The following is a 23,776-nucleotide window of genomic DNA, read 5'->3' on the forward strand; positions in this document are numbered from 1 at the left end:
GACCTCCTCGTCGAGCTCGCCGGCATCCCGCTCCGCGACGAGGATCTCCCGTCGTACCTGCAGCCATCCCTTGGTCAGGGCGACGAGGTCGTCGTAGGACGGGCGGGCCACGGAGTCCTCGACCTGCTGCGCGTCGTCGGTGTCCTTCTCCACCCGGGTCATGCGCTTCGTGAACGCATCGAACATGCCGAGGTCGACCTCGCCGTGCTTCTGCTCCCACTCGCGGCGCTTCTCGGCGAGGTACGCCTTGCCGGCCTCGCGGCTCTTGGCCTTGACCATCTCCAGCGCCGCGACGTCCTCCTCGTGCTCCTCGTCCCCCGCGATCTCGAGCCGCCGGATGAGCAGCGGCAGCGTGAGGCCCTGCAGCAGGAGCGTGCCGACGGTGACGATGAAGGCGACGACGACGATGGCGTGCGAGGCCTCGGTGTCGAGCCCGGCCAGATCGGCGGCGGCCACCGCGATCGCCAGGGTCACCACGCCACGCATACCCGCCCAGGAGATGACGGCGTTGTCCTTCCAGGTGAGCCGCAGCCCGGCCATGCGCTCCCGCACGATCTGCGTCCGCAGCTCGTCCGTGCTCTGGTCGCGCCACCGCCGGGACCGCCGGCGACGCTCGTCGAACTCCCCGGACGCGATGCCGCGGTCCATGCGGGCGAGCCGACGACGGTCCTGGAAGTTCGACCACGCGCTGATCGGATAGATGTAGAGCGGCCGGACGACGAGCACCACGAGCAGCACGGCGCCGGAGAGCAGGAGGATGTGCCCCACCGACTCGCTGCCGAGGTCGTTGAGCACCCGCGGGAACTGGAGGCCGATGTAGGCGAACACGAAGCTCTCCAGCAGCAGGTCGGCCGACAGCCACAGCGGCGCCTCCTGCTGCCGGGTCGTGTAGTCGGTGCGCGGGGCGTTGAAGCCGACGAACAGCCCCATGGCCACGACCGCGAGGACGCCGGAGCCGAGCAGGTGCTCCGCGATGTTGTACGCGCCGAAGGGGGCGAGCAGACCGAACGTGCCGATAACCACCGGGTCGCCGATGCGCATCCGGAGCTGGTGCAGGACGATCCCGAAGATCAGCCCGATGCCCACCCCCACGCCGACGGCGAGAGCGAACTGCCCGATGCCACCCCAGATCGACACCGTCGCCCCGGCGAGGATCGCGGCGAACACCCGGTAGAGCGTGAGCGAGGTTGCGTCGTTGATGAGGCTCTCCCCGGACAGCACCGTCATGATGCGGCGGGGCAGACCGAGACGACGGCCGATCGCCGCCGCCGACACCGCGTCCGGCGGGGCGACGATGGCGCCCAGCAGCAGCGCGCCGGGCAGCGTGAGCGACGGCAGGATCCACCAAGCCACGAGCCCCACGGCGAACGCGGTGAGCAGCACGAGCCAGATCCCGAGGCGACGGATCTGCGGCAGGCTGCGCTTGAACCCGACGAACGACACATCGAGGGCAGCAGAGTACAGCAGCGGCGGCAGGACCAGCCCGAGCAGCAGGTGCCCGTCGATCTCCAGCTCCGGCACGAACGGCAGGAACGACGCGGCGAGCGCGACGACGGTCACGAGCAGCGGAGCCGGCCATCCGCGCCACCGCGCGACGGCGGCCACGGCGACGGCTCCGACGAGGGCGTAGAAGATCCCGGCTTCCATGCGGAAAGCGTAGCGGCGTCGTCGGCGCCCCCTGTCCGCCGGGCGTCAGTCGCGAGCGGAGCGCTCGGGTTCCGGTCCGCCCGCGTCGAGAGCCTGGCGGAGGCCCGCGTTCTCATCCTGCAGGTCGAGGACCCGGGCGATCCCGGCGATGTTGATGCCGTCGCCGCGGAGCGCGGCCGCGCGGCGCAGACGGGTGATGTCGTCGTCGCTGTAGCGGCGCGTGCCGCCGTCGCTGCGGGCCGGCGCGAGGAGTCCCTTGCTCTCGAAGAGCCGGATCGTCGCCTCGGGCAGGTCGACGAGCTGGGCGGCCACGGCGATGCCGTAGAGCGGGGTGCGCGAGTCGGGTGCGGTCATCCGGGAGTCCTCGGTTCGGGGGTTGCGAAGTTTCTACGCGTGTTCTATAACAAATCTATACCTGAAGTGCAGATAATCTGCACGCCACCTCAGCCCTTGCAGGGCCGCACGAAAGGAGAACCTCATGGCACTGACTTTCGATCCCTTCAGCCAGCTCGATCGCTTCGCCGCGAGCGTGCTGGACTCCGTGCGCGCGCCCCGGTCGATGCCGGTGGACCTGTACCGCGACGGGGACCGCTACATCCTGCACGCCGACCTGCCCGGAGCCGACCCCGGCTCCATCGACGTCGACCTCGACGGCGGGCAGCTCACCATCCGCGCCCAGCGCACGGCCGACACCCGCGAAGGCGTGCGCTGGCTCGCCCGCGAGCGCGGGGCCGGGTCGTTCCTGCGCCAGTTCTCGCTCGGCGACGGTGTGGACCTCGACAACATCAGCGCCTCGTACGAGAGCGGCGTCCTGTCGGTCGTCATCCCCGTCAGCGAGCGGGCGAAGCCCCGCAAGATCACCGTCGAGTCCGGCGAACAGCGCCAGGCGATCGACGCCTGATCCCCCGGGGGCGGTGCTGCGGCACCGCCCCCGCTGCTCTCCTCTCTTCCTACGGAAAGGACGACCCATGGCACTCTCCTCGACCCTCGACCATTTCCTCGCCGACATGGAATACCCGGCGACCCGCGACGACCTCCTGCGCGAAGCCACGCGGGACGGGCTGCCGGCGGAGGACCGCGCCGCACTCCGCGACCTGCCGGAGCAGAGCTTCAGCGCCGCCTGGCTCATCCGCTATCGCCTCGCCAGGAACGCTCTCGCCGACGCGCTCACCCCCGCCTCGCGCCTCGCCGCCTAGGGAATGCCGGAGCGGCCGCCGAGGTTGCATCCGGGGATGAACGACGTCGCCCTCTCCGTCCTCGACCTCGTGCCGGTCCGCTCCGGCCAGACCAGTGCCGAGGCCATCACCGCCTCCCTCTCCCTCGCCGCGGCCGCCGACCGGCTCGGCTATCGCCGCTACTGGTTCGCCGAGCACCACAACATGCCCGCGGTCGCCTCGACCACGCCGCCGGTCCTCATCGCGGCTGCCGCCACGCGCACCTCGCGCATCCGCCTCGGCTCCGGCGGCGTGATGCTGCCCAACCACGCGCCGCTGATCGTCGCCGAGCAGTTCGCCGCCCTCGAAGCCATCGCGCCCGGCCGCATCGACCTGGGCCTCGGCCGCGCCCCCGGCAGCGACCCCGTGATCACCCAGCTCCTCCGCGGGTCAGGGACCACCAGCGACGTGGAGCAATTCCCCCGCCACGTGCAGGACATCGCGGCGCTCTTCACCGCCGACGGCGCCACCGTGCGCTTCACCTCCGGCGGGGAGTACACCGTGCGGGCGACCCCCGCCGCGACCGGGGTGCCCGAGGTGTGGCTGCTGGGCTCGAGCGACTACTCCGCGCAGCTCGCCGCCTCCCTCGGCCTGCCGTACGTGTTCGCGAACCACTTCTCCGGACAGGGCCTGGAACGCGCCCTCGACCTCTACCGCACGAACTACCGTCCGAGCGAGGAGCACCCGGAGCCGCGGACCTTCCTCACCGTGAACGCCGTCGCCGCCCCGACCGCGGAGGAGGCCGAGGCCCGCGCCCTCCCACAGCTGCGGATGATGGCACGGCTCCGGCTCAACCAGCCGCTCGTCGCGCTCGAGACCGTCGAGCAGGCCCTCGCCGCGGAGCACGACGCCGCGACCGATCAGGTGGTCGAGGCCGCGCGGTCGCGGTGGTTCGTCGGCACCGGGGAGTCCGTCGCCGCCGAGGTGCGCTCCTTCGCGGCGACCTACGGGGTGGACGAGGTCATGCTCTCCCCCGTCGCCGGGGCCTACGACGCGGAGCCGAAGGACTCGGCCGCGGGGCGCGCTCAGACGCTGGAGCTCGTCGCCGGCGCGTGACCCGCGTCGCGCGGGACGGGAGTTCCGTCGCGGGATCACTAACGCTCCCCCACGCGGCTGAGACGGCACGTTTCTGATCCCGCGTCCGATCGGTCGCTTGGTGCGGGATCGATAACGGTCCCCCGCGCACGTCCCGCGGCACCCTTCTGATCCCGCGCGCCTGCCGTCGTCGTTCTCGCCGCGGACCCCTCGCTGTGTCGGCACACGGGACGGGAAGCGTGCCTTCGGCCGCGGCCAAAGGGACATTTCTGATCCGGCGCGGGAACAGGACCTCCGCCACAATCGCCAGTCAGTCCGTGTTTTCCACAAAGGCCGGGCTGAGGACGGTCCTCCGCCGGGACGCCGATCATGCACGGACAGCATGGACGGATGCGACACCGTGTGCCCCTCCCGCCCGAGCTCGGCCCTCACTTCGCCGTCCGTGATGCCGCTGCCATCGGGGTCGGGCGGAAGAGATACTCCAGCCGAGACCTCGCGCGACCGTTCGCCGGAGTGCGATCGACAGGGGAAGCCTCCACATTCGACGATCGAGTCGCCTCCTACCTGCCGCGTCTTCGCGAGGGTCAGGCGTTCGCCGGGCGCACGGCTCTCCGACTGTGGGGACTCCCCGCGTCCGTCCGATGGTCGCCCGATGAGCCCCTCGACGTCGCCGTGCACACCGGGACCTCGCCGCCCCGGACGATCGGTGTCCGAGGGCGCCGCATCGCGCCGGGAAGGGCCGACACATGGCACCTCCACGGAGTTCCGACGGTGGATCCGGTCAGCGCACTTTTCCTCTGCGCGCGGGAGTTCGTCTCCGTGCCGATGGTCGTCGCGCTCGACGCCCTGCTCACATCGTCCGACGCCTATCCGGGGCTGCGGACGGGTCGGCCGGTCGCCACCATCGAGACCATCGATCGACGGTTGACGCGATGGGGGCGGTTCCCCGGCTGCGGTCGCGTACGCGAGGCGCTGCCTCTCGCACGCCTGGGTGTCGAGTCGCCGAAAGAGACCGAGACGCGTCTGCTCCTCCGCAGCTTCGGCCTCCCGGAACCCGCGATCCAGCACCTCGTCTCCGTGGACGGACACTTCCTCGCACGGGTCGACCTCGCCTACCCCGAATGCCGCATCGCCATCGAGTACGAAGGCGACGGCCATCGGACGGACCGTGACCAATGGCGGATCGACATCCGGCGTCAGCGCGACCTCGAAGACCACGGTTGGCTCGTGATCCGCGTCACCGAGCTCGATCTGCGCGACGGTGGCGCCGCCCTCGCCGCCCGTGTGCGTCGCGCACTCACGGTTCGCCACGGCATCCGGGGTTGAGGCGTGCTCACGGATGGGCGTTCGGTCCTCTCCGCGATGAGGGGGCTGGCTCCGGATGTCAGGGAGGCGTAGCCTCGGCGGCAGAGAGAGGGGTTCGACGATGAGCACCAAGACACTCGCACTCTGGGTCGCGTACGGGACGAACGGCGTCGTGGGGAGCATCCGCCACGATGAGAACGGCTACGTGGTGACCATGGCGGGAGCGGACGCGGCGGCCGGAACCTATCCCAGCCTCGCCTCCGCGAAGGGCGCACTGCACGCCCGTATGCTGCCGGGCAGCGCCTGGCCGCGATTCCAGGAGCACTGACCCGCTCCTCGTCGTGCGGGATCGAAACAGCTCCTCCCCGGAGCGCATGAGGTGCAATGTTGATCCCGCGGGACCTGCAGCGGGCCGCGTCAGGACTCGGGTTCGCCGGAGAGGATGCCGCGGAGCCAGTCGCGGGCCTCGATGAAGACCTCGTCGGAGTACCGGTCGGGATACTGCACGATCTGCCGGTCAGCACGCGGGTACGACCCGAGGAACACCACGCGGGGGCTGAAGCGACGGATCCCGAGCAGGGCGTCGGCCATCCGCTCGTGCTCGATGTGGCCGTCCGCGTCGATCACGAACCGGTACCGGCCGAGCTCGTCGCCAATGGGCCGCGACTCGATGAGCGAGAGGTTGATGCCGCGCGTCGAGAACTGCTCCAGCATCTCGAGGAGCGAACCAGGGTGGTCGTGCGGGAGTTCGACGATCAGCGAGGTCTTGTCGGCACCGGTCGGCGCGGGCGAACGCGTGGTGCGGGTGACGAGGACGAACCGGGTCACGGCCGCCGCGTTGTCGCCGATGCCCTCGGCGAGCACCTCCACGTCATAGTGCTGCACGATGCCGGGGGCGGCGATCGCGGCCTGCGCGGGCGAGGTGCCGTCGAGGACGCCGATGGCCGAGGCGACGTTGCTCGCCGCCGGCACGTGCGAATGCGTCGGGAGGTGTTCACCGAGCCATCCGTGGCACTGCGCGTAGGCGACGGGGTGCGCGGCGATGACCTCGACCTGGTCGAGTGTCGTGCCACGCGGTGCGACGAGGACGAAGTTCACCCGGACGAGGTACTCGCCGATGATCCGGAGCCCCGGCAGCGTCGCCAGCGCATCCTGGGTGGTGGAGACCCCGCCCTCGATGGAGTTCTCGATCGCGATCATGGCGGCGTCGCTGCGTCCTTCGAGGACGTCCGCGAGCGCCTCGCCCACGTTGTGCACCGGTCGCCAGTCCTGCCCCCTGGCTTCGGCCACCTGGTCGAGCGCCGCCTCCGTGAAGGTTCCGGCCGGTCCGAGGTAGCTGTAGGTTCGGCGTGCAGTCACGGCGTTCAGCCTATCCCTCGGTGACTCATCGCAATCGCGCATGTCAAGCCGGATGCGAGCATCCGCCGCACGGGGCAGACTGAGAGCATGAGCAGCCGTGCCGGCCTCCCCGCGGAGGAAAGTGACCTGATCGACGTCGACGAGCTGATCGCCGCCTACTACGACCGCGTGCCGAATCCGGATGTCGCGAGCGAGCGGGTCGTGTTCGGCACCAGCGGGCACCGCGGCTCGTCGCTCACGAAGAGCTTCAACGAGAACCACATCCTCGCCACGACGCAGGCCATCGTCGACTACCGCGCCGCGCAGGGCATCACCGGTCCGCTCTTCCTGGGGCGCGACACCCACGCGCTCTCCCTCCCGGCGGAGCGCAGCGCCATCGAGGTCCTGCTCGCGAACGGAGTGGACGTGCGCGTCGACGCCCGGGACTCCTGGGTGCCGACCCCCGCGCTGAGCCACGCGATCCTCACGTACAACCGCGACCGCGCCGCCGACGACCCGGGTCGCGCAGACGGCATCGTCGTGACCCCCTCGCACAACCCGCCCCGCGACGGCGGCTTCAAGTACAACCCGCCCCACGGCGGTCCCGCCGACACCGATGCGACGGGCTGGATCGCCGACCGCGCCAACCAGCTCATCGCGGACGGCCTGACCGCCGTGCGCCGCGAGCGCTTCGCCGACGTGGACTGGGACGCGATCACCGGATACGACTTCCGCGACGCCTATGTGCGCGACCTGCCGTCGATCATCGACATCGAGGCGATCCGCCGCGCCGGCGTGCGTATCGGCGCGGACCCGCTCGGCGGCGCCTCGGTGGAGTACTGGTCGCTGATCGCCGAGATGCACGACCTCGACCTCACGGTCGTGAACCCCGAGGTCGACCCCACGTGGCGCTTCATGACCCTGGACTGGGACGAGAAGATCCGGATGGATCCGTCGTCCCCGTCGGCCATGGCATCGCTCGTGGCGAAGAAGGGCGACTACGACATCCTCACTGGGAACGACGCCGACGCGGACCGGCACGGCATCGTCACCCCCGACGCCGGGCTCATGAACCCGAACCACTTCCTCGCCGTCGCCATCGACTACCTCTTCTCGCACCGGGAGCACTGGCCGCGCGAGGCCGCGGTCGGCAAGACGCTGGTGTCGTCGATGATCATCGACCGCGTGGCCGAGTCGCTCGGACGGCGTCTGCTCGAGGTTCCGGTCGGCTTCAAGTGGTTCGTGCCCGGACTGCTCGACGGCTCCGTGGCGTTCGGCGGCGAGGAGTCGGCGGGGGCCTCGTTCCTCCGACACGACGGCTCCGTGTGGTCCACCGACAAGGACGGCATCCTCCTCTGCCTGCTCGCGGCCGAGATCCTCGCGGTGACCGGCAAGACCCCTTCGCAGCGCTACGCGGAACTGGAGGACGCCTTCGGCTCGTCCGCCTACCAGCGCGTCGATGCTCCGGCGACCCCCGAGCAGAAGGCGACGCTCGGCAAGCTCGCCCCGGAATCGGTGACCGCGACCACGCTCGCCGGCGAGGACATCATCGCGAAGCTGTCGCACGCCCCCGGCAACGGTGCGGCGATCGGCGGCCTCAAGGTGCAGACTCCCCACGCCTGGTTCGCCGCGCGGCCGTCCGGAACCGAAGACGTGTACAAGCTCTACGCCGAGAGCCTGCGGGGCCCGGAGCATCTCGCCGAGGTGCAGGCCGAGGCCCGCGCCGTGGTGTCCGCCGCCCTCGGCGACTGAGCCTCCCTCCCGCGGCGCCGTCTCCCGGGCGTGCTGCGGGATCGAAACCGCTCCCCTCGGCAGCCGCCGGGGGGAGTTTTCGATCCCGCGCCGTGGGGGCGCCGGTGCGGGATCAAGAAGGACCCTCGTCAGCGTTTCGCGGGAGCATTCCTCATCCCGCACGCCGGACCGTCGAGTTCCGCGCACGCTCGGGCGACGGGGCCCCTCCTGTTGTCGCGCGTCGGACCGTCGGCACCGATCCGTCCGCCACTCCCCGCGCGGGATCGAAAACGGGCTCGCCGGGGGTTCCGGAGGGGCCTTTTCGATCCCGTCCCGCCGACCACCCCTGGGGCGGGATCGAGAACGGGCCCGGGGGACGCTGGGGAGGGGCCGTTTTGATCCCGCACGCGGGCGGGGGGGGCGAGGGCGGGGCGGGGACGAGACCGGACGGGGCGGGGTCAGTCGGCGTCGGTGGAGGAGCCGAGGAGCTCGCGGACGCGGCTGGAGACGCGGTGGAACTCCTCCGTCTCCAGCACATCGGCGTAGCCGCGGCGGGCCGGAAGGTCGACGCGGTGCTCCTCCAGGATCCGTCCGGGGCGCGGCCCCATCACGATGACGCGGCTGGCGAGGTAGACCGCCTCCGCGACCGAGTGGGTCACGAGCAGCACGGTCGTGCCGGTGGCGCTCCAGATCCGGTTGAGCTCGACGTTCATGCGCTCGCGCGTGAGGGCGTCGAGGGCACCGAACGGCTCGTCCATGAGCAGCACCCGCGGCTCGTGCAGCAGCGCGCGGCACAGCGACACCCGCTGCTGCATGCCTCCGGAGAGCTCGTGCGGCAGCGACTTCTCGAAGCCGGTGAGCCCGGTCATCTCGATGAGCTCGTCGGCACGGGCCTGGGCCTTGCGCATGTCCATCCCGCGCATCTCGGCCTGCAGGAGGATGTTGCCGCGGACGCTGCGCCATTCCAGAAGCGCCGCCCGCTGGAACACGTAGCCGATATCCTGCCGCGGACCGCGGACCTCGTCGCCACGCAGCCGGATGCTGCCGCGGCTCGGAGCGGTGAGGCCCGCCACGGCCTTCAGGAGCGTCGATTTGCCGCATCCCGAGGGCCCGGCGATGGAGAGGAACTCCCCCTCCTCGACGCGGAGGTCTACGCCCTCGAGAGCCGTGACCTGGCGGCGCTTGGAGGCGAAGGTGATCGCGAGATCCGAGACCTCGAGCGCCGGAGCGGTGCTCGTGGCCGCGGGTCCGCGTTCCTGCTGAACGTGAGTGTCCATGACGTTCGGTCTCACTTACCGGGGGTGAACGAGTCGTCGAAGTAGGTGTCCACCTCGCCGTCGCCCGAGATGAGCCCGGCCTCGGACAGCACCTCCAGCGTGGACTCCCAGTCCTCGGTGGCGTTCGCGCCAGGAGCCTGGCCCTCGGTGGCGTCGGTGTGGAGCAGCTCGATGGTCTCCTCCCACTGGTGCAGCAGGACCTCCTGCGAGGGCATCTGCGGGTCCTTGCCCTCCATCGCGGCCACCGCCGCCTCGGGGTCCTCCTGCGCCGCCGCGAAGGCCTCGGAGGTCGCCGCGACCAGCGCCTCGACGAGCTCCGGGTCGTTCTCGATGGTGTCGGTCGGGGCGATCAGGCCGTTGCTGAAGAAGTTCAGGCCGGCGTCGGAGTAGCGCAGGTACTCGACGTCCTTGCCGCTCTTGTCGGCGATGGTCGGGCCCTGGTCGTGCGCGAACCCGATGAGGCCGTCGACCTTGCCCGAGAGCATGGCGGCGATCTTCCCCGCGGCGTCGAGGTTCTGCTGCGTCACATCGCCCTCCTCCAGGCCCACCGCCTCGAGGTACATCGGGAAGGTGGTGGTCGGGGCGTCGCCCGCGGAGACCGCGATGGTCTTGCCCTTGAGGTCTTCGGGGCTGGAGATGCCGGAGTCGGCGAAGACCTGCACGGCCGACGGCGTGGTCTGCAGGAAGACGCCGACGCTCTTGATGCCGACGCCCTTGTCGATGTTCGCGAGGACGGCCGGGGTGTCCGCCCAGCCGAAGTCGACCTGCCCCTGCCCGACGGCCTGTGCGGTCTTCGTCGACCCCTGGCCGGCCTTGATCGTGAGGTCGATGCCGTGCTCCTCGAAGATGCCCTGGTCGACGCCGTAGTAGAAGGCCGCGTGCTCGCCGTACGGGTACCAGTTGAGCATGAGGGTGACCGGCGTGAGCTCGGCGCCGTCACCGTCGCCGGAGCTCGCCGGGGCCGTCGATCCTCCGCAGCCGGAGAGGGCGAGCACCGCGACGGACGCGAGGGCGATCGAGCTGAGGATGGTGCCTGACTTCTTCATCAGTGCCTTCTTTCGTGGGGGCGAGGGGGGTCAGAGTCGGACGGTGGCCGCGGCGACGTCGCGCTTGGAGGCGTGCCACGGGATGAGGAAGCGCTCGGCGATCTGAATGATGCCGAAGAGGATGACGCCGAGCAGCGACATGATGATGAGCGCGGCGAAGAGCATGGCGGTGTCGAGGTTGCCGTTGGCCTGGAGGATCACGTAGCCGAGGCCCTCGTTCGCGCCGACGAACTCGCCGACGACGGCACCGGTGACCGCGAGCGTCGCGGCGACCTTGAGGCCGGAGAGGAGCTCGGGCAGAGCCGCGGGCAGACGCACCTTGAGGAAGGTCTTGAAGCGGCTCGCTCCCATGGTCGATGCGAGCTGGAGGATCTCCGGGTCGACGGTGCGCAGACCCGCGAGGCCCGAGATGACGACAGGGAAGAACGCCATGAGCACGGCCACGAGGATCTTCGGCTCCGCCCCGAACCCGAGCCACACGACGAACAGCGGGGCGATGGCGATCTTCGGGATGACCTGCGCGAAGAGGATGACGGGATAGAGCGTCTGCTCCAGGCCTCGCGAGTAGACCATGAGCACCGCGACGAGGACGCCGACGACGACCGCGATGACGAACCCGATCACGGTCTCGTAGGTGGTGACCCAGGTGTTCTGCGCAAGGTAGGCGGCGTTGTCGGTGAAGGCGGCCCAGGTGTCGGCAGGCGACGGGATGATGAAGGCCGGCACCCACCCGAGGCTCGTGGAGACCCACCAGAGCGCGAGCACCGCGAGCACGAAGACGAGCGGGTGCCAGTGGCGGCTCCACCAGCGGACGATGCCCGGAGGCTCGGGGCGATCGGCGGCGATCGCCAGGGTCATGGTCGCGGAGGGGGCAGACGACATGGGGTCCTCGACATCTTCGTGAAGGATTCGGGAAAGCGCATTCCCGTTCGGTGTTGCGAGTCTATGCCGACGCTTCTGCCGTGTCAACGCATGGCCGCGGCCGCACCGTCGTCGCCCCCACGGGCGGGGCGTCCTGGCCGGTCACCGCGTCCGGGCGAGAGCCGCGCCCGCGACCCGCAGCCAGCGTGCGGGGTCGGTCAGGGCGGCGGTCGGCGACCCCGCCAGCGCGGTCAACGACACCGCCTCCGCGAAGAGGCTCGTATCCGCGTCGTCCGCGATCCGACCCGCCGCGAGCAGAGGACGCGCCCCTGCCTCGGCGGCGAGCGCGGCGAGGAACGACGGCACCTTCCCGTCGCCCGACTGTCCGTCGTAGGATCCCTCGCCGGTGATCACGACCTCGGCGCCCCGGACGGCTCCGGCCAGATCGATGAGGGCCGCCACCTCGGCCGCCCCCGGAGCGAGGATCCCGCCCCAGCGCACGAGCGCGGCCCCCGTCCCTCCGGCGGCACCGGTGCCGGGCAGCGCCGGATCGACGGGAAGGAGGGCGGCGAGGTGCGCGAGCGCGTCGTCGACACGGGCGATGTCCTCCGGAGCCGTGAGGCCCTTCTGCGGACCGAACACCGCCGCCGCACCGCGAGGGCCGACGAGCGGATTCGTGACATCGGTCAGCACGCGGACGTCGGCTGCCGTGCGCAGCGCCCCGAGGTCGGCCGTGACGATATCCGCCAGACCACGCGCGCCCCGCGCCACCGGCTCGCCGTCCGCGTCGAGGAAGCGTGCCCCGAGAGCGGTGAGCAGGCCGGTGCCGCCGTCGGTGGAAGCACTGGAGCCGATGCCGAGGATCAGGCGCGAGACGCCGTGATCGAGGGCCGCGGCGATCGCCTGCCCGAAGCCGATCGTGTCGGCCTCCCAGGGGCGCAGACCGTCGAGGAGCTCGATGCCAGAGGTCGAGGCGATGTCGACGACGCCCGTGCCGCCGGGGGCGTCGGTCGTGCTCGGCAGGAGCAGCCAGGACGTCTCGACGGGAGCGCCCGCCGGACCGTCCACCGTGACCGGCAGGCGCTGTGCATCCGGTACCGCCGTCGCGAACGCCGCGACGGTCCCCTCCCCGCCGTCGGCCATCGGGCGGAGGACGATGTCCGCGGCCGGCTCGACCTCCCGCCAGCCGGCAGCGAGCGCCGCGGCGGCGTCGGCCGCGGTGATCGTGCCCTTGAAGCTGTCCGGAGCGATGACGACGCGGGTCATGCCCCGAGCCCCGGGGTGCTCGCGCGGACGACCACCTCGAGGGGGAGCGTCGGCTGCTGCCAGTCCTCGTCGACGATCGCGCGGAAGGCCTGGTACCCGGCGTCGCTCAGCGGCACGCAGACCGTGGTGAGGGCGGGGGTGACGTCGCGGCTCGAGGGCACGTCGTCGAAGCCGCAGACCGCGATGTCCGTGCCGACCTCACGGTCTGCTGCGCGGATGGCCGCCATCGCGCCGATCGCCACGACGTCGCTGATGCCGAACACGACGGTGCCCGCGGGGACACCGGTGGCGAGGGCCTCGGTCATCGCCGCCGCCCCGGACTCCCGACGGAAGTCTCCGCGGACGGTCTGCGCGACCTCTCCGCCGCCCTCCGCGAAGCCGGCGCGGAAGCCCGCCAGCCGGTCGTCCGAGGTCCGCACGCCCTCCGCCGCCCCGACGAGCACGGCGGAACGATAGCCGAGTGCCGCCATGCGACGACCGAGCGCGGCGGCCCCGGCCCGGTTGTCGATCTCCACCCGGCGATCGCCGTCGCCGTCCGCACCGAAGGCGACCACACGGCCGCCGAGCCGGGTGAACTCGGCGAGCTCGCGGGCGGTCTCGGCCTGCCCTTCCTCCTGCGTCCGCGAGGCGGCGAGGATGAGGCCCTGCGGTCGCTGTCCGCGCAGCGCGCGGACGATCCGGGCCTCCCGCGCCGGATCGCGCTCGGTGATGGCCACGGTCACGACGAGGCCCTGCTCGTCGGCTCCGCGGGCGACGCCCGAGGCGATGAGACCGAAGTAGGGGTCGGCGATGTCGGCGACGAGGAGCGCGATCACCGGCGAGCGTCCGCGGGCGGTCGCCTGCGCGGAGACGTTGGCCGTGTAGCCGAGGGCTGCGGCGGCGGCCTCCACCCGTTCCCGGAAGGGGGCGGCGACCTTGCGTTCGGAACCGTTGAGCACGCGCGACGCGGTCGCCAGGGACACTCCGGCCTCGAGTGCGACGTCGTGCAGCGTGGGTGCCGGTCCCCGCGCGTGACGGGGGCGGCGCGCGGCCGGCGGCTCTGCCGGAGTGACGGGCGGGGTCATGCTCCGAGCCTACCGACGGCGCCGGAACCGCTTCGAGGGGCGCTCACGGCTGCCGCCCCAGAAACCCGAGGAGGGCGGCGGCTTCGCCGGCGAGCAGCTCAGGGGCGTCGTCGGGCACGAACTCCAGCAGCGCGTCGCGCGGCGGGTGCGGGGCGGCGGCGACGTCCGCGAAGAACCGGGTCCAGAGCGCGGAGCGCGAGCGGAGGGGGTGGCGCTCGGTGCGCGGCCACCAGGAGAAGACATGAGCGGCGGAGACATGTGGGCCGAGCCGACGGAACTCCTCGAGCGCCACGGGGACGGGGGCGCCGACCGTGGGCTGCCAGTACGTCGACAGCATCGGGTGGTCGACCTCCTGCAGCAGCTCGAGCGTGGCCGGGGCGGTGTCGGCGAGCGTGCCGCCGTGGAACTCCAGGGCGAGCCCGACGCCCCGGGCGGCCGCCTCGACCGCGGCCGCGCGGAGCCGGGTCACGATGCGGTGGCGCTCCTCCGCCGACGCCTCCGCCGAGCCGTGCGCACCCGCCCACACCCGCACGCGGTGGGCACCCAGGGCCGCGGCGCTGTCGAGGACCGCGGTCAGCGACTCCTCCGATCCGGCGCGGAAGTACGATCCGTAGGACGCGACGGCGAGCCCGGCATCCGCGGTCATCCGCGCGACCTCCGCGGCGCGGCAGACGTCTCCCGGCGGCACATGCACGTCGCCGCCCCACTCGATCACGTCGAGACCCGCGGCAGCCGCGAGCCCGACGATCCTCTCCGGCGGCAGCGCCCGGAACGTCACCGAGCACAGCCCCGCACGGATCCCCGTCATCCCGTCATCCTCTCAGTCCTCCCGTCCGCCGGCACCGTCCGGCCCGTCCACCCCGGGCTCCCCGGTCGGACGACCCGGCCCCTTCCGTTCCCCGTGTCGAGTCCGTCTGCACGACCTCGTCCCGTCTGCACGACCGAACCCCGGGTCTGACCCTGCACACGTTCCCGAGTCGTGCAGGTGTCCCTGTGGGACCGATACACGACGCGGGTCCGAAACACGACGACCGAGACCGGGGAACGGGACGGTACGGACTTCCTCGTCGAGTCCCACCTGCACGACCTCGTCCCGCCTGCACGACCGGAACCCAGGTCTGACCCTGCAGACGAACCCGAGTCGTGCCGGTGTCCCCCGGTCGATCCGACACACGACGACCGAGACCGGGACGGATGCACGACCTGAGCACGACGGGACGACCGACACCCGGGAACGGGTCGTGCATCCGTGGCGGGGTCGTGCATCCGGAACCTCGGTGAGGACGGGGCCGAGGGTCACAGGTGGGGGGCGACCGCCGTCGCGAAGGCCTCGGCCGTGCGACGGACCACACGAGCCGGGTCGTCGGCCCACACGTCGGCATGGAAGATCTCCACCTCGATGTCACGGTCGTAGCCGGTGTCCTGCACGGCGCGGGTCAGGGCGCTGAAGTCGATCACCCCGTCCCCCGGATAGTGCCGGGAGAGGAGGGGGTCTGCGGCGAGGGGGGTCTTCCAGTCGCACACCTGATACGTGGCGATGCGGCCCTCGCGTCCGGCCCTGGCGATCTGGTCGAGCACCTGCGGGTCCCACCAGATGTGGAACGTGTCGACGGCGGCACCGACCACGGCAGGGTCGAAGTCCGCGGCGATGTCGAGCGCCTGACCGAGGGTGGAGACCACGGCACGGTCGGAGGCGTACATCGGATGCAGCGGCTCGATCGCGAGGGTCACCCCGGCGGCCCGGGCGTCCTCCGCGAGGGTGCCGATCGCATCGCGAACGCGCTCCCGCGCCCCGACGAGGTCGCGCGACCCCTCGGGAAGACCGCCCGCGACGAGGACGAGCACCGCGGTCGACCCCTCGGCACCGGCCGCCGCGAGAGTGGCCGCCTCCTCGATCGCCCGGCGGTTGTCGTCGAGCGCGGCGTCGCGCTCTGGACCGGCGGGCAGCGTGAAGAAGCCCCCGCGGCAGTGGGTCGTGAAGCGCAGGCCGGAGTCGGTCAGCATGCGGGCGGCGACATCGAGGCCCACCGCCTGCACGGGCTCCCGCCACAGACCGATGGCCTCGACCCCCGCCGCCGCCGTGACGCGCAGGGCCGTCGCGAGGTCCGCGTGCTTCACGGTGGCCTGGTTGATCGAGAGCCGCGGGTGCGGCACGGTCCCGACGCCGGCCGCCCGGGACTCGCGCTCCGCCGCCAGGCTCCGGGGGGCGGTCATACGTCCACCCCGTTCAGCCGGAGCAGGCTGTGCCAGCGCTCCCGCGCGAGCTCCGGCCGCTCCAGGGCGAGCGCCCCGTTGGCCAGCTCGACGATGCGGCTGAGGTGCGGCAGGCTCCGCGCGGAGTGCAGTCCCCCGACCATCTGGAACGCCGGCTGATGACCGTTGAGCCACGACAGGAAGGCGACCCCGGTCTTGTAGTAGAAGGTCGGCTCCGCGAACACCTGCCGGCTCAGCTCCTCGGTCGGTCCGAGGAGGGCGAGGTACCGCTCGGGGTCGCCCGCGTCGAGCGCCTGGATCGCGGCGGAGGCCACCGGGGCGAGAGCGGCGAACGCGCCGAGCAGCGCATCCGAATGCCCGCGCGACGCGGACCCCTCGGGCGCGGCCGCGTCGGCCAGACTGTCTCCGCCGATGAGGCCCACGTAGTGGAAGTCGTCGCCGGTGAACATGCGCACCCCCTCCGGCAGCCGCTCGCGCACCCAGACCTCGGACTCCGCGTCGAGCAGGCTCATCTTCACCCCGGCGACCGCGGCGCGGTTCTCGCCGATGATGTCGAGCAGCACCTCGGCGGCCTCCTGCCACGCGGGACCGCCGCTCCCCCCGGAGGACGAGGGCGCGAAGTACCCCGCCAGCTCCGGATCGAACGCGGTGCCGAGCCAGTGCAGCACGACCGGTGCCGATGCGCGGGACAGCACCTCGCGGTACACGCGGCGGTAGTCGTCCGCGCTCTCCGCGACCCTGGCGAGGTGCCGCGACGCCATGAGCACCGGCCCCGCCCCCTGCTCCTCGGCGAAGTGCAGCTGCTCGAGATAGGCGGCGATCACCTGATCGAGCGAGATGCGTGCGTCGTCGACGTGATCGGTGTTGACCCCGACGACGACTGCCCCGCCCTCCTCGCGGGCGACCTCGGCGCTGCGGGCGATGAGCTCGCGCACTGCCGCCGCATCCAGGCCCATGTTGCGCTGCGCAGTGTCCATCGCGTCGGCCACGCCGAGTCCCCACGAGTACACGTTGCGCCGGAACGCGAGCGTGGCGTCCCAGTCGATGTCGGCCGGGCGTCCCGGCGTGTTGTCGGCGTGCACCTTCGGCACGACGTGCGCGGCGGCGTAGGCCACCCGACTGCGGAGCGGACCCTCCGGCCGTGTGACGGCCCCGGCTTCGCGGAGCTCCGCCTCGGCGGTGTGGCCGTCGGCGGCGAGCAGGCGGAGGGTGGTCATGCGTGGTCCAGGGTCAGCGGCTCGAGCACGATCTTGCGCCCCTCGGCACTGGACGCGAGTCCGGCCTCGGCGAACTGGACCCCGCGCGCGCCGGCGAGCAGGTCGAACGGATAGTCCGTGCCGAGGACGAACGAGGTGAGGTACTCCTCCCACTGCTGCCGGAAGCCGTTGTGGAACACGTCGTTCGTCGGCACCTGCTGCCAGTCGGCGTCGTAGTCGTGGCTGTCCTCCAGGTCGGGGTTCCACACGGGCTTGGGCGTGGCGTTGCGGGGCTGGATCTTCGCGCCGAACAGTCCGACGACGGCGGAGCCATGCGTGCCGTCGACCTGGAACTCCACGAGCTCGTCGCGGTTCACCCGCACGGTCCACGAGGAGTTGATCTCGGCGATCGCCCCGCCGTCGAGCTCGAAGATGCCGTAGGCGGCGTCCTCGGCTGTGGCCGTGTAGTGCTCGCCCTTCTCGTCCCAGCGGTCGGCGATGTGCACCGCTGCCTGCGCGTAGACGCTCGTGACCTCGCCGAAAAGGTTTTCCAGCACGTAGTTCCAGTGCGGGAACATGTCGGTGATGATGCCGCCGCCGTCCTCGGTGCGGTAGTTCCAGCTCGGACGCTGCGCGGGCTGCCAGTCGCCCTCGAACACCCAGTAGCCGAACTCGCCGCGGACGGACAGGATGCGGCCGAAGAAGCCGGAGTCGATGAGGCGCTTGAGCTTCTGCAGCCCCGGGAGGTAGAGCTTGTCGTGGACGACGCCGGTCTTCACGCCGGCATCGCGCGCCAGCCGCGCGAGCTCCAGTGCCTCGTCCAGCGACTCGGCGGTGGGCTTCTCGGTGTAGATCGCCTTGCCGGCGGCGATGGCCTTGCGGATCGCGGACGCCCGGGCCTTCGTGACGAGGAAGTCGGCGTAGATCTCCCACTGCGGGTCGGCGAGGGCGGCGTCGAGGTCGGTCGTCCAGTCCTCGATGCCGTGCTTCGCGGCCAGTTCGGCGAGCTTGGCCTCGCTGCGTCCGACGAGGATCGGCCGCACGGTCACGCGGGTGCCGTCGGGGAGTTCGATCCCGCCCTCGTCGCGGATCGCGAGGATAGACCGCACCAGGTGCTGCCGGTATCCCATGCGCCCGGAGACGCCGTTCATGATGATCCCGATCTCGCGGGTGGGGGCCTGTGCCATCTCGGTCCGTTCCTCTCGGTGGAAGCTGTCGGCGCTGACAGGAGAATCTTGGTAAGCGCTTTCCGAGATCATGGCATGAGACGCACGACCTCGCAACCGCCCCTAGCGCGGAGGGGCCGTGCTGGCGCGCACGTGCAGCGCCGGAGCCACCTCGACGCGCTCCGCGGGCCGGTTCGGGCCCTCGCGCAGGCGATCGCGGAGGAGCTCGACCGCACGGCGCCCGACGTGCTGCTTGGGCGGCCGCAGCGCGGTGAGCGGCGGAGACCCGTGCTCGGCGACCTCATCGTCGTAGGCGATGAGCGAGAGGTCGTCGGGCAGCCGCCAGCCCGCGTCCTGTAGATGCTGCTGAAGCAGGAGCGCCTGCGGGTCGGAGTGCACGAGCAGGGCGGTCGTGCGGGTCTCGCGGATCTCGGCGAGCAGCGCCGAGACCACCTCCGCCTGCGCCGATCCCTCCATCCGGTCCAGCGCCGCGTCGCGGTCCACCGTCACCGTGAGCCCGAGCTCGGCGACCGCCCGCGACCAGCCCTGCCGCAGCCCGGCGGAGGTGGGCGACTGCGGTGAGGTGAGGATCCCGACCCGCCGGTGTCCCAGCGCGGCGAGGTGCCCGGCGGCGAGCGCGCCCCCGAATGCGTGGTCGGTCGCCACGGTCTGCATCCGGGTGAGGGCGAGAGCGGACGGGGTCCGGCGCTCCACGAGCACGACCGGCACCGGGAGCATGTCCAGCCAGGAGAGCAGCGCGTGTCCGTCGGCGCCCTGCGTCTCGGGGGCCACGATGAGCCCGTGCACCGTCCCGGATTCCAGGAGCGCCGCGATCTGGCGGCGCTGGTCCTGCGCGGCGTAGCTGGCCCCGCGGAGCACGAGCTGCACCCCCGCCTCGACCCCGGCGCTCCGGGCACCGACGACCACCTGCGGCCAGTAGTAGCTCAGCGACGGCACCACCATCCCGATCCGGAACTGTGGCCCGGGGAGGGCGGCCCGCGCGACGGTCGTGTCCAGGGCGCTCCGCAGCACCGCTCCCCCGTGCACCCGGGTCAGCAGCCCGCGGTCTGCGAGCGTGGTGATGTCGCGGCGGATGGTGAGCTCCGCCACCCCGAAGTCGCGGGCGAGATCGGCCACGCGCACCGCCCCCGTCCGGCGCAGCTCGTCCAGGATCCGTTCCCGGCGGGAGAGGCCGAAACGCGGGGTGGGACGCTCCTCGGTCATGACGACCTCCGCGATGCGTGCTTGCCGAGGGTGCCGCGGGGGATCATCGGATTCTCGCCTTCATTGTTCGAGTCTGTTCGATGCAGACGGTTTCGGTTCGATCACGTTGCCTGCGCTCGAACGCACAGTCTTCACTGGAACCCTGCGCCTCGGCAAGCGCATACCCAGAACTGCGGAGACTCATGACCCCTCGACCATCCGTCCTCGCCGCGCTGTCGACGGAGGCGTGGGACCTCGTGTTCGACGACGCTCGACGCGCCCGCCTGCAGACCCTCGCCGCACCCGCCGACGCGCTGCACACGCCCTCCCTCGACGCCGCGGCCCGGGACGACCTCCTCCGCGTGGAGGTGCTGGTGACGGGCTGGGGCGCGCCGGTCCTGGACGCGGACCTGCTCGACCGTCTGCCCCGGCTGCGCGCCGTCTTCCACGCGGCGGGGAGCGTGCGCGGACTCGTGTCCGACGCGTTCTGGGAGCGCGACATCCTGCTCACCTCGGCCGCCGAGGCCAACGCGGCTCCCGTCGCCGAGTACACGCTCGCGATGATCCTGCTCTCCGGCAAGCGCGCCCTCTTCCCGCTCCGTACGGCCGACGCACAGCACGACCTGCGCGTCGGCCCCCGCGTCGGGGGCCGTATCGGCAACCTCGACCGCACGGTGGGCATCGTCGGGTTCTCCCGCATCGGGCGCCGCGTGGTCGAACTGCTGCGGCCCTTTCCCGGACTGCAGGTGCTCGTCGCCGACCCGTTCGCCGACCCCGAGGAGGTGGCCGCGGCCGGCGCCCGGCTGGTCCCGCTCCACGCCCTGCTCCCCGCCGTCGACCTGCTCTCCCTGCACGCACCGGCCCTGCCCGCGACGCGGGGGATGATCGGCCGCGCGCAGCTCGCGGCGCTGCGCGACGGCGCCACCGTGCTCAACACCGCGCGTGGCGCCCTCCTCGATCACGACGCGCTGCTCGCGGAGTGCGCCTCCGGTCGCCTCGACGCGATCCTCGACGTCACCGACCCGGAGCCGCTTCCGCCCGACCACCCGCTGCTGCACCTGCCGAACGTCGCGGTCACCCCGCACCTCGCCGGCTCCCTCGGCACCGAGGCACACCGGCTGGCCGACGCCGCCCTCGACGAGCTGGAAGCGTGGGTGGCCGGTCGTCCGCCTCGACACCCCGTGCACCGCGCCGACCTCGCGCACAGCGCATGACGTCCCTCGCACTGCCTCCGGAGGACCGCGCGCTCTCCCCGCACACGGGATGGACGCGCGCACACCTGACGACGGTCGCCGATGCCATCCTCGACGGGGCCGCCCGTCACGCGAGCCCGGCGGGCGCGGGCATCCGCTACCCCGGCGCTCCTGGCGGCTTCGGCGCCGCGGTCGATGCGCTCGAGGGATTCAGCCGCACGTTCCTGCTGGCCGCGTTCCGCATCGCCGGCGACCCGCTCGGCACGGAGGCGCTGGCCGACCGCTACGCCCGAGGCCTCGCTGCGGGCGTCGACCCCGATGGTGCCGAACGGTGGCCGCGCCCCGACGAGGTCGACCAGGCGAAGGTCGAGGCCGCGGCACTCGCCCTGGGCCTGCACCTCACGCGCGACACGGTGTGGGCACGCCTCGACGACACGGCGCGGACGCACACCGTGGACTACCTCGCGGCATTCGTCGGCGGCAGCTACCCGCCGAACAACTGGGCGTGGTTCCGGGTGCTCGTCGAGCAGTTCCTGGAGAGCGTCGGCGGGCCGTCCTCCGCCACGGACCGCGCGACCGACTTCGCGCTCCTGGACGGGTTCGAATGCGAGGGCGGGTGGAGCGCCGACGGCGCCGCCCGGTCGTTCGACCACTACGCCGGCTGGGCGCTGTCCTTCTACCCGCTGCTCTGGGCGGACATGATCGGCGCGGAGCCGCGTCACACGGACCGGGTCGCCCGGTTCCGCCGCCGGCTCGACGCGTTCCTCGACGACGCCCTGCATCTCGTCGGCGCCGACGGCGGACCGCTCATCCAGGGGCGCAGCCTCACCTACCGCTTCGCGACGGCCGCCGCGGCCGGGGCCGCGGCGTTCTCCGGCACCTCGCGGCATGACCCCGGCCTCCTGCGCCGGGCGGTGAGCGGTCAGGTCCGGCACTTCGCCGCCCGCGGTGCGCCGGATGCGACCGGAGTGCTGCCCCTCGGCTGGTACGGCGCCTGGCGCCCGCTCGCCCAGGACTACTCCGGCCCCGGCTCCCCGTACTGGGCGGCGAAGGGTCTCCTGCCGCTCGCCCTCCCCGCCGCGCATCCGTTCTGGACCGCCGTCGAACAGCCCCTGCCGATCGATCGGGGCCCGTTCACCCGCGTCCTGCTCGCCCCGGGGTGGCTGGCGACGGGCACCCCGGACGGCGTCGTGCGCGTGGTCAACCACGGCACCGACCACCGCATCCCCGGTGCGTTCCAGCCCGATGCGCCGCTGTACGCGAAGCTCGCGTACAGCACCGCGACCGCCCCCGTTCTCGCCGGCCCCGGGGCACGCGACCCGCTCGACGGCACGGTCGCCGTGGTGCGCGGGGGCCGAGCGAGCCACCGCTCCGGCTTCGTGACGGGGCGCCTGAGGGAGACGGACGGCACGGCGCTCGGCGGCTCCTGCGGCCCCGCGCACTGGCACGACGGCGTCCGCATGGAATTCGACGTCGGCGGAGGCGGCATGGCCGTCGAGACCACGGTCGGCCCGATGGTCGATGTGGTGTCGGTGGTGCGCGGACCGTGGGAGGTGCGGCTCGTGCGGGTACGGGCGGGCGCAGGGCCGGACGGAGCGATCCACGACGGCGACGTCCTCCGCATCGGCGGATGGGCCCTGTCCGCCGCCACCGTGGTCGGGACCGGCCCCGCCGCCGTCACCGCCGCCCTCACCCCCGGCGGGGAGACGCAGAGTCGGGTGGTCGGCCTCCACGGCCTCGACGACGCGACCGCGGGGGTCCGGCGGGAGCGGGACGTGACCCCGCTCGGCCCGGAGACGGTCACCCCGTGGCTCTCCGCGCCGGTGCGACCCGGCACCTGGATCGCGGTGGGCGTGCTGCTCGGAGGCTCGCCCGCTCCACCGGAACTCGAGCTGCGGGGAGGGGACGCGACGGTGTCGTGGCCGGACGGCGCCGCGACGACCTTTCGCCCCGACGAGCAGCTGCCCCGCGGATGAGCGTCAGCGGTGTGCTGTGCTCGCCCGCTCCACGAGCCGCGTCGGCACCACCGCGGGTGCTGCAGGATCGGTCGTCGTCCCGTCGGCCTCCACAGCCGCGATGAGCGCGGTGACCGCCCGCTGCGCGAGCGCCGGGAAGTCCTGCCGGACGGTCGTGAGCGGCGGGAGGAAGTTCGCCGCCTCGGGGATGTCGTCGAAGCCGACCACGCTGACGTCCGACGGAACCGCGCGCCCGGACTCCGCCACCGCCCGCAGCAGCCCGAGCGCCATCTGGTCGTTGGCGCAGAACACCGCGGTCGCCGTGCCCAGAGCCGCGCCCGCGGCGAAGCCCGACTCCGCGCTCCAGTCGCCGCGCACGACCGGCGGTAGCACGACGCCGGCATCCGCCAGGGCGTCACGCCAGCCCCGCTCGCGCTCGGCGGCGGCGAACGAGCCCGCCGGTCCCGCGAGGTGGTGGACGGTCTCGTGCCCGAGATCGAGCAGGTGGCGGGTGGCGGCCTGCGATCCCGCGGCATGATCGCTGTGCACCACGGCCGCTCCGGCGCCGGCGGGGGCATCCACGACGACGAGGTGCAGCTCCGGCGGCAGGGTCGCGGCGGGGACGAGCGCGGAGGCCTCGTTCAGCACGAGAGCCCCGTCCACGCCCTGATCGGCGAGCCGGGCGAACGCGGCCTCCACGCCGTCCGCGGCCGTGACGACGGTGAGCGCGTATCCACGATCCGCCGCCGCTTCGGCCGTGGCCTGCAGCATCCGGGAGTTGCCGACCGTGGCCAGAGTGGTCACGACGAGGCCGAGGGTGTGGCTGCGCCCGGTGCGCAGAGCCCGCGCCGCCCGGTGCGGTCGGTAGCCGAGCTCGGCCATGGCGGCTTCGACCCGCGCCCGGGTCTGCGGGTCGACGCGGGGGCTGCCGTTGACGACGCGGGAGACGGTCTGCCCCGAGACGCCGGCGCGCGCCGCGACGGTGGCCATGGACACGCGCGCGGCGGTCGTGGGCTTCTCGGCCACGGGAACCTCCGTTCACAACTCCGTCGTGTTGACGTTAGC

At 72.4% G+C, this 23,776-nt stretch carries 22 protein-coding genes; 8 read left to right on the forward strand and 14 right to left on the reverse strand.

Annotation, left to right across the window (positions count from 1 at the left end; all coding sequences use genetic code 11):
* Together B2W79_RS16320 and B2W79_RS16325 are read right to left on the reverse strand one after the other, a co-directional pair.
* On the reverse strand, positions 1-1,647 hold a 1,647-nt coding region (locus B2W79_RS16320; RefSeq protein WP_292791355.1), incomplete at its 3' end, for a cation:proton antiporter.
* A 45-nt stretch (positions 1,648-1,692) separates the two neighbouring features.
* Entirely contained in the window at positions 1,693-2,001 is a 309-nt protein-coding gene (locus B2W79_RS16325; protein WP_292791358.1) for a MerR family transcriptional regulator, read from the reverse strand.
* A gap of 124 nt (positions 2,002-2,125) precedes the next feature.
* Between B2W79_RS16325 and B2W79_RS16330 the strand changes: the two genes are divergently transcribed.
* The 5 genes from B2W79_RS16330 to B2W79_RS16350 all read left to right on the forward strand — a co-directional run bounded on the left by B2W79_RS16330 (position 2,126) and on the right by B2W79_RS16350 (position 5,529).
* On the forward strand, positions 2,126-2,548 hold the full coding sequence (locus tag B2W79_RS16330; RefSeq protein WP_060922486.1) for an Hsp20/alpha crystallin family protein: 423 nt from the start codon (positions 2,126-2,128) through the stop codon (positions 2,546-2,548).
* 67 nt (positions 2,549-2,615) lie between these two features.
* Positions 2,616-2,843 carry a DUF2795 domain-containing protein gene (locus B2W79_RS16335; protein ID WP_071329940.1) on the forward strand — a complete coding sequence of 76 codons (228 nt, stop codon included), beginning with the start codon at positions 2,616-2,618 and terminating at the stop codon, positions 2,841-2,843.
* Between the two features lie 36 nt (positions 2,844-2,879).
* Positions 2,880-3,917, forward strand: coding sequence for an LLM class flavin-dependent oxidoreductase (locus B2W79_RS16340; RefSeq protein WP_292791365.1), 1,038 nt, complete (start codon positions 2,880-2,882; stop codon positions 3,915-3,917).
* A gap of 750 nt (positions 3,918-4,667) precedes the next feature.
* Entirely contained in the window at positions 4,668-5,222 is a 555-nt protein-coding gene (locus B2W79_RS16345; RefSeq protein ID WP_292791368.1) for an endonuclease domain-containing protein, read from the forward strand.
* 100 nt (positions 5,223-5,322) lie between these two features.
* Entirely contained in the window at positions 5,323-5,529 is a 207-nt protein-coding gene (locus B2W79_RS16350) for a hypothetical protein (RefSeq protein ID WP_025105466.1), read from the forward strand.
* Between the two features lie 89 nt (positions 5,530-5,618).
* Here B2W79_RS16350 and pheA read toward each other — a convergent pair whose 3' ends face one another.
* Positions 5,619-6,602: a prephenate dehydratase gene (gene pheA / locus B2W79_RS16355; protein WP_292791370.1), complete on the reverse strand. Its 984-nt coding sequence runs from the start codon at positions 6,600-6,602 to the stop codon at positions 5,619-5,621.
* 45 nt (positions 6,603-6,647) lie between these two features.
* Here pheA and pgm point away from each other — a divergent pair, with 45 nt between their 5' ends.
* On the forward strand, positions 6,648-8,291 hold the full coding sequence (gene pgm, locus B2W79_RS16360) for a phosphoglucomutase (alpha-D-glucose-1,6-bisphosphate-dependent) (protein WP_292791373.1): 1,644 nt from the start codon (positions 6,648-6,650) through the stop codon (positions 8,289-8,291).
* A 437-nt stretch (positions 8,292-8,728) separates the two neighbouring features.
* Here pgm and B2W79_RS16365 read toward each other — a convergent pair whose 3' ends face one another.
* From B2W79_RS16365 to B2W79_RS16410, 10 genes are all read right to left on the reverse strand, one after another.
* A complete protein-coding gene (locus B2W79_RS16365) occupies positions 8,729-9,547 on the reverse strand; it encodes an ABC transporter ATP-binding protein (protein ID WP_060922883.1) in 819 nt (272 codons plus the stop codon).
* A gap of 11 nt (positions 9,548-9,558) precedes the next feature.
* Entirely contained in the window at positions 9,559-10,593 is a 1,035-nt protein-coding gene (locus B2W79_RS16370; protein WP_292791377.1) for an ABC transporter substrate-binding protein, read from the reverse strand.
* Positions 10,594-10,623: 30 nt separating this feature from the next.
* Entirely contained in the window at positions 10,624-11,475 is an 852-nt protein-coding gene (locus B2W79_RS16375) for an ABC transporter permease (RefSeq protein ID WP_085605959.1), read from the reverse strand.
* Positions 11,476-11,616: 141 nt separating this feature from the next.
* Complete coding sequence (locus tag B2W79_RS16380; RefSeq protein WP_292791380.1) at positions 11,617-12,720, reverse strand: glycerate kinase; 1,104 nt, start codon at positions 12,718-12,720, stop codon at positions 11,617-11,619.
* Complete coding sequence (locus tag B2W79_RS16385; RefSeq protein WP_292791383.1) at positions 12,717-13,784, reverse strand: LacI family DNA-binding transcriptional regulator; 1,068 nt, start codon at positions 13,782-13,784, stop codon at positions 12,717-12,719. Before B2W79_RS16385 ends, B2W79_RS16380 begins: the two co-directional genes overlap by 4 nt.
* Positions 13,785-13,827: 43 nt before the next feature.
* Entirely contained in the window at positions 13,828-14,592 is a 765-nt protein-coding gene (locus tag B2W79_RS16390; protein WP_292791386.1) for a sugar phosphate isomerase/epimerase family protein, read from the reverse strand.
* A 488-nt stretch (positions 14,593-15,080) separates the two neighbouring features.
* On the reverse strand, positions 15,081-15,998 hold the full coding sequence (locus tag B2W79_RS16395) for a sugar phosphate isomerase/epimerase family protein (protein WP_292791389.1): 918 nt from the start codon (positions 15,996-15,998) through the stop codon (positions 15,081-15,083).
* On the reverse strand, positions 15,995-17,215 hold the full coding sequence (locus B2W79_RS16400; RefSeq protein ID WP_292791391.1) for a DUF993 family protein: 1,221 nt from the start codon (positions 17,213-17,215) through the stop codon (positions 15,995-15,997). Before B2W79_RS16400 ends, B2W79_RS16395 begins: the two co-directional genes overlap by 4 nt.
* Complete coding sequence (locus tag B2W79_RS16405; protein WP_292791394.1) at positions 17,212-18,381, reverse strand: Gfo/Idh/MocA family protein; 1,170 nt, start codon at positions 18,379-18,381, stop codon at positions 17,212-17,214. The genes B2W79_RS16400 and B2W79_RS16405 overlap by 4 nt, the downstream gene beginning before the upstream one ends.
* A 102-nt stretch (positions 18,382-18,483) precedes the next feature.
* A complete protein-coding gene (locus B2W79_RS16410) occupies positions 18,484-19,584 on the reverse strand; it encodes a substrate-binding domain-containing protein (protein WP_292791397.1) in 1,101 nt (366 codons plus the stop codon).
* 182 nt (positions 19,585-19,766) lie between these two features.
* On the opposite strand from B2W79_RS16410, the gene B2W79_RS16415 reads away from it, so the two are divergent.
* The gene (locus B2W79_RS16415; protein ID WP_292791400.1) at positions 19,767-20,777 is read left to right on the forward strand and encodes a hydroxyacid dehydrogenase; all 1,011 of its coding nucleotides are present in this window, start codon (positions 19,767-19,769) and stop codon (positions 20,775-20,777) included.
* Positions 20,774-22,732, forward strand: coding sequence for a DUF2264 domain-containing protein (locus tag B2W79_RS16420; protein ID WP_292791403.1), 1,959 nt, complete (start codon positions 20,774-20,776; stop codon positions 22,730-22,732). Before B2W79_RS16415 ends, B2W79_RS16420 begins: the two co-directional genes overlap by 4 nt.
* Positions 22,733-22,735: 3 nt before the next feature.
* On the opposite strand, the gene B2W79_RS16425 is transcribed toward B2W79_RS16420, so the two are convergent.
* Positions 22,736-23,701 (reverse strand): LacI family DNA-binding transcriptional regulator, encoded by a 966-nt coding sequence (locus tag B2W79_RS16425; RefSeq protein ID WP_292791464.1) that lies wholly within the window; start codon positions 23,699-23,701, stop codon positions 22,736-22,738.
* Between the last annotated feature and the right edge of the window lie 75 nt (positions 23,702-23,776).

Source organism: Microbacterium sp. UBA7513 (assembly GCF_002478345.1).
In the GTDB taxonomy this organism is placed as follows: Bacteria; Actinomycetota; Actinomycetes; order Actinomycetales; family Microbacteriaceae; genus Microbacterium.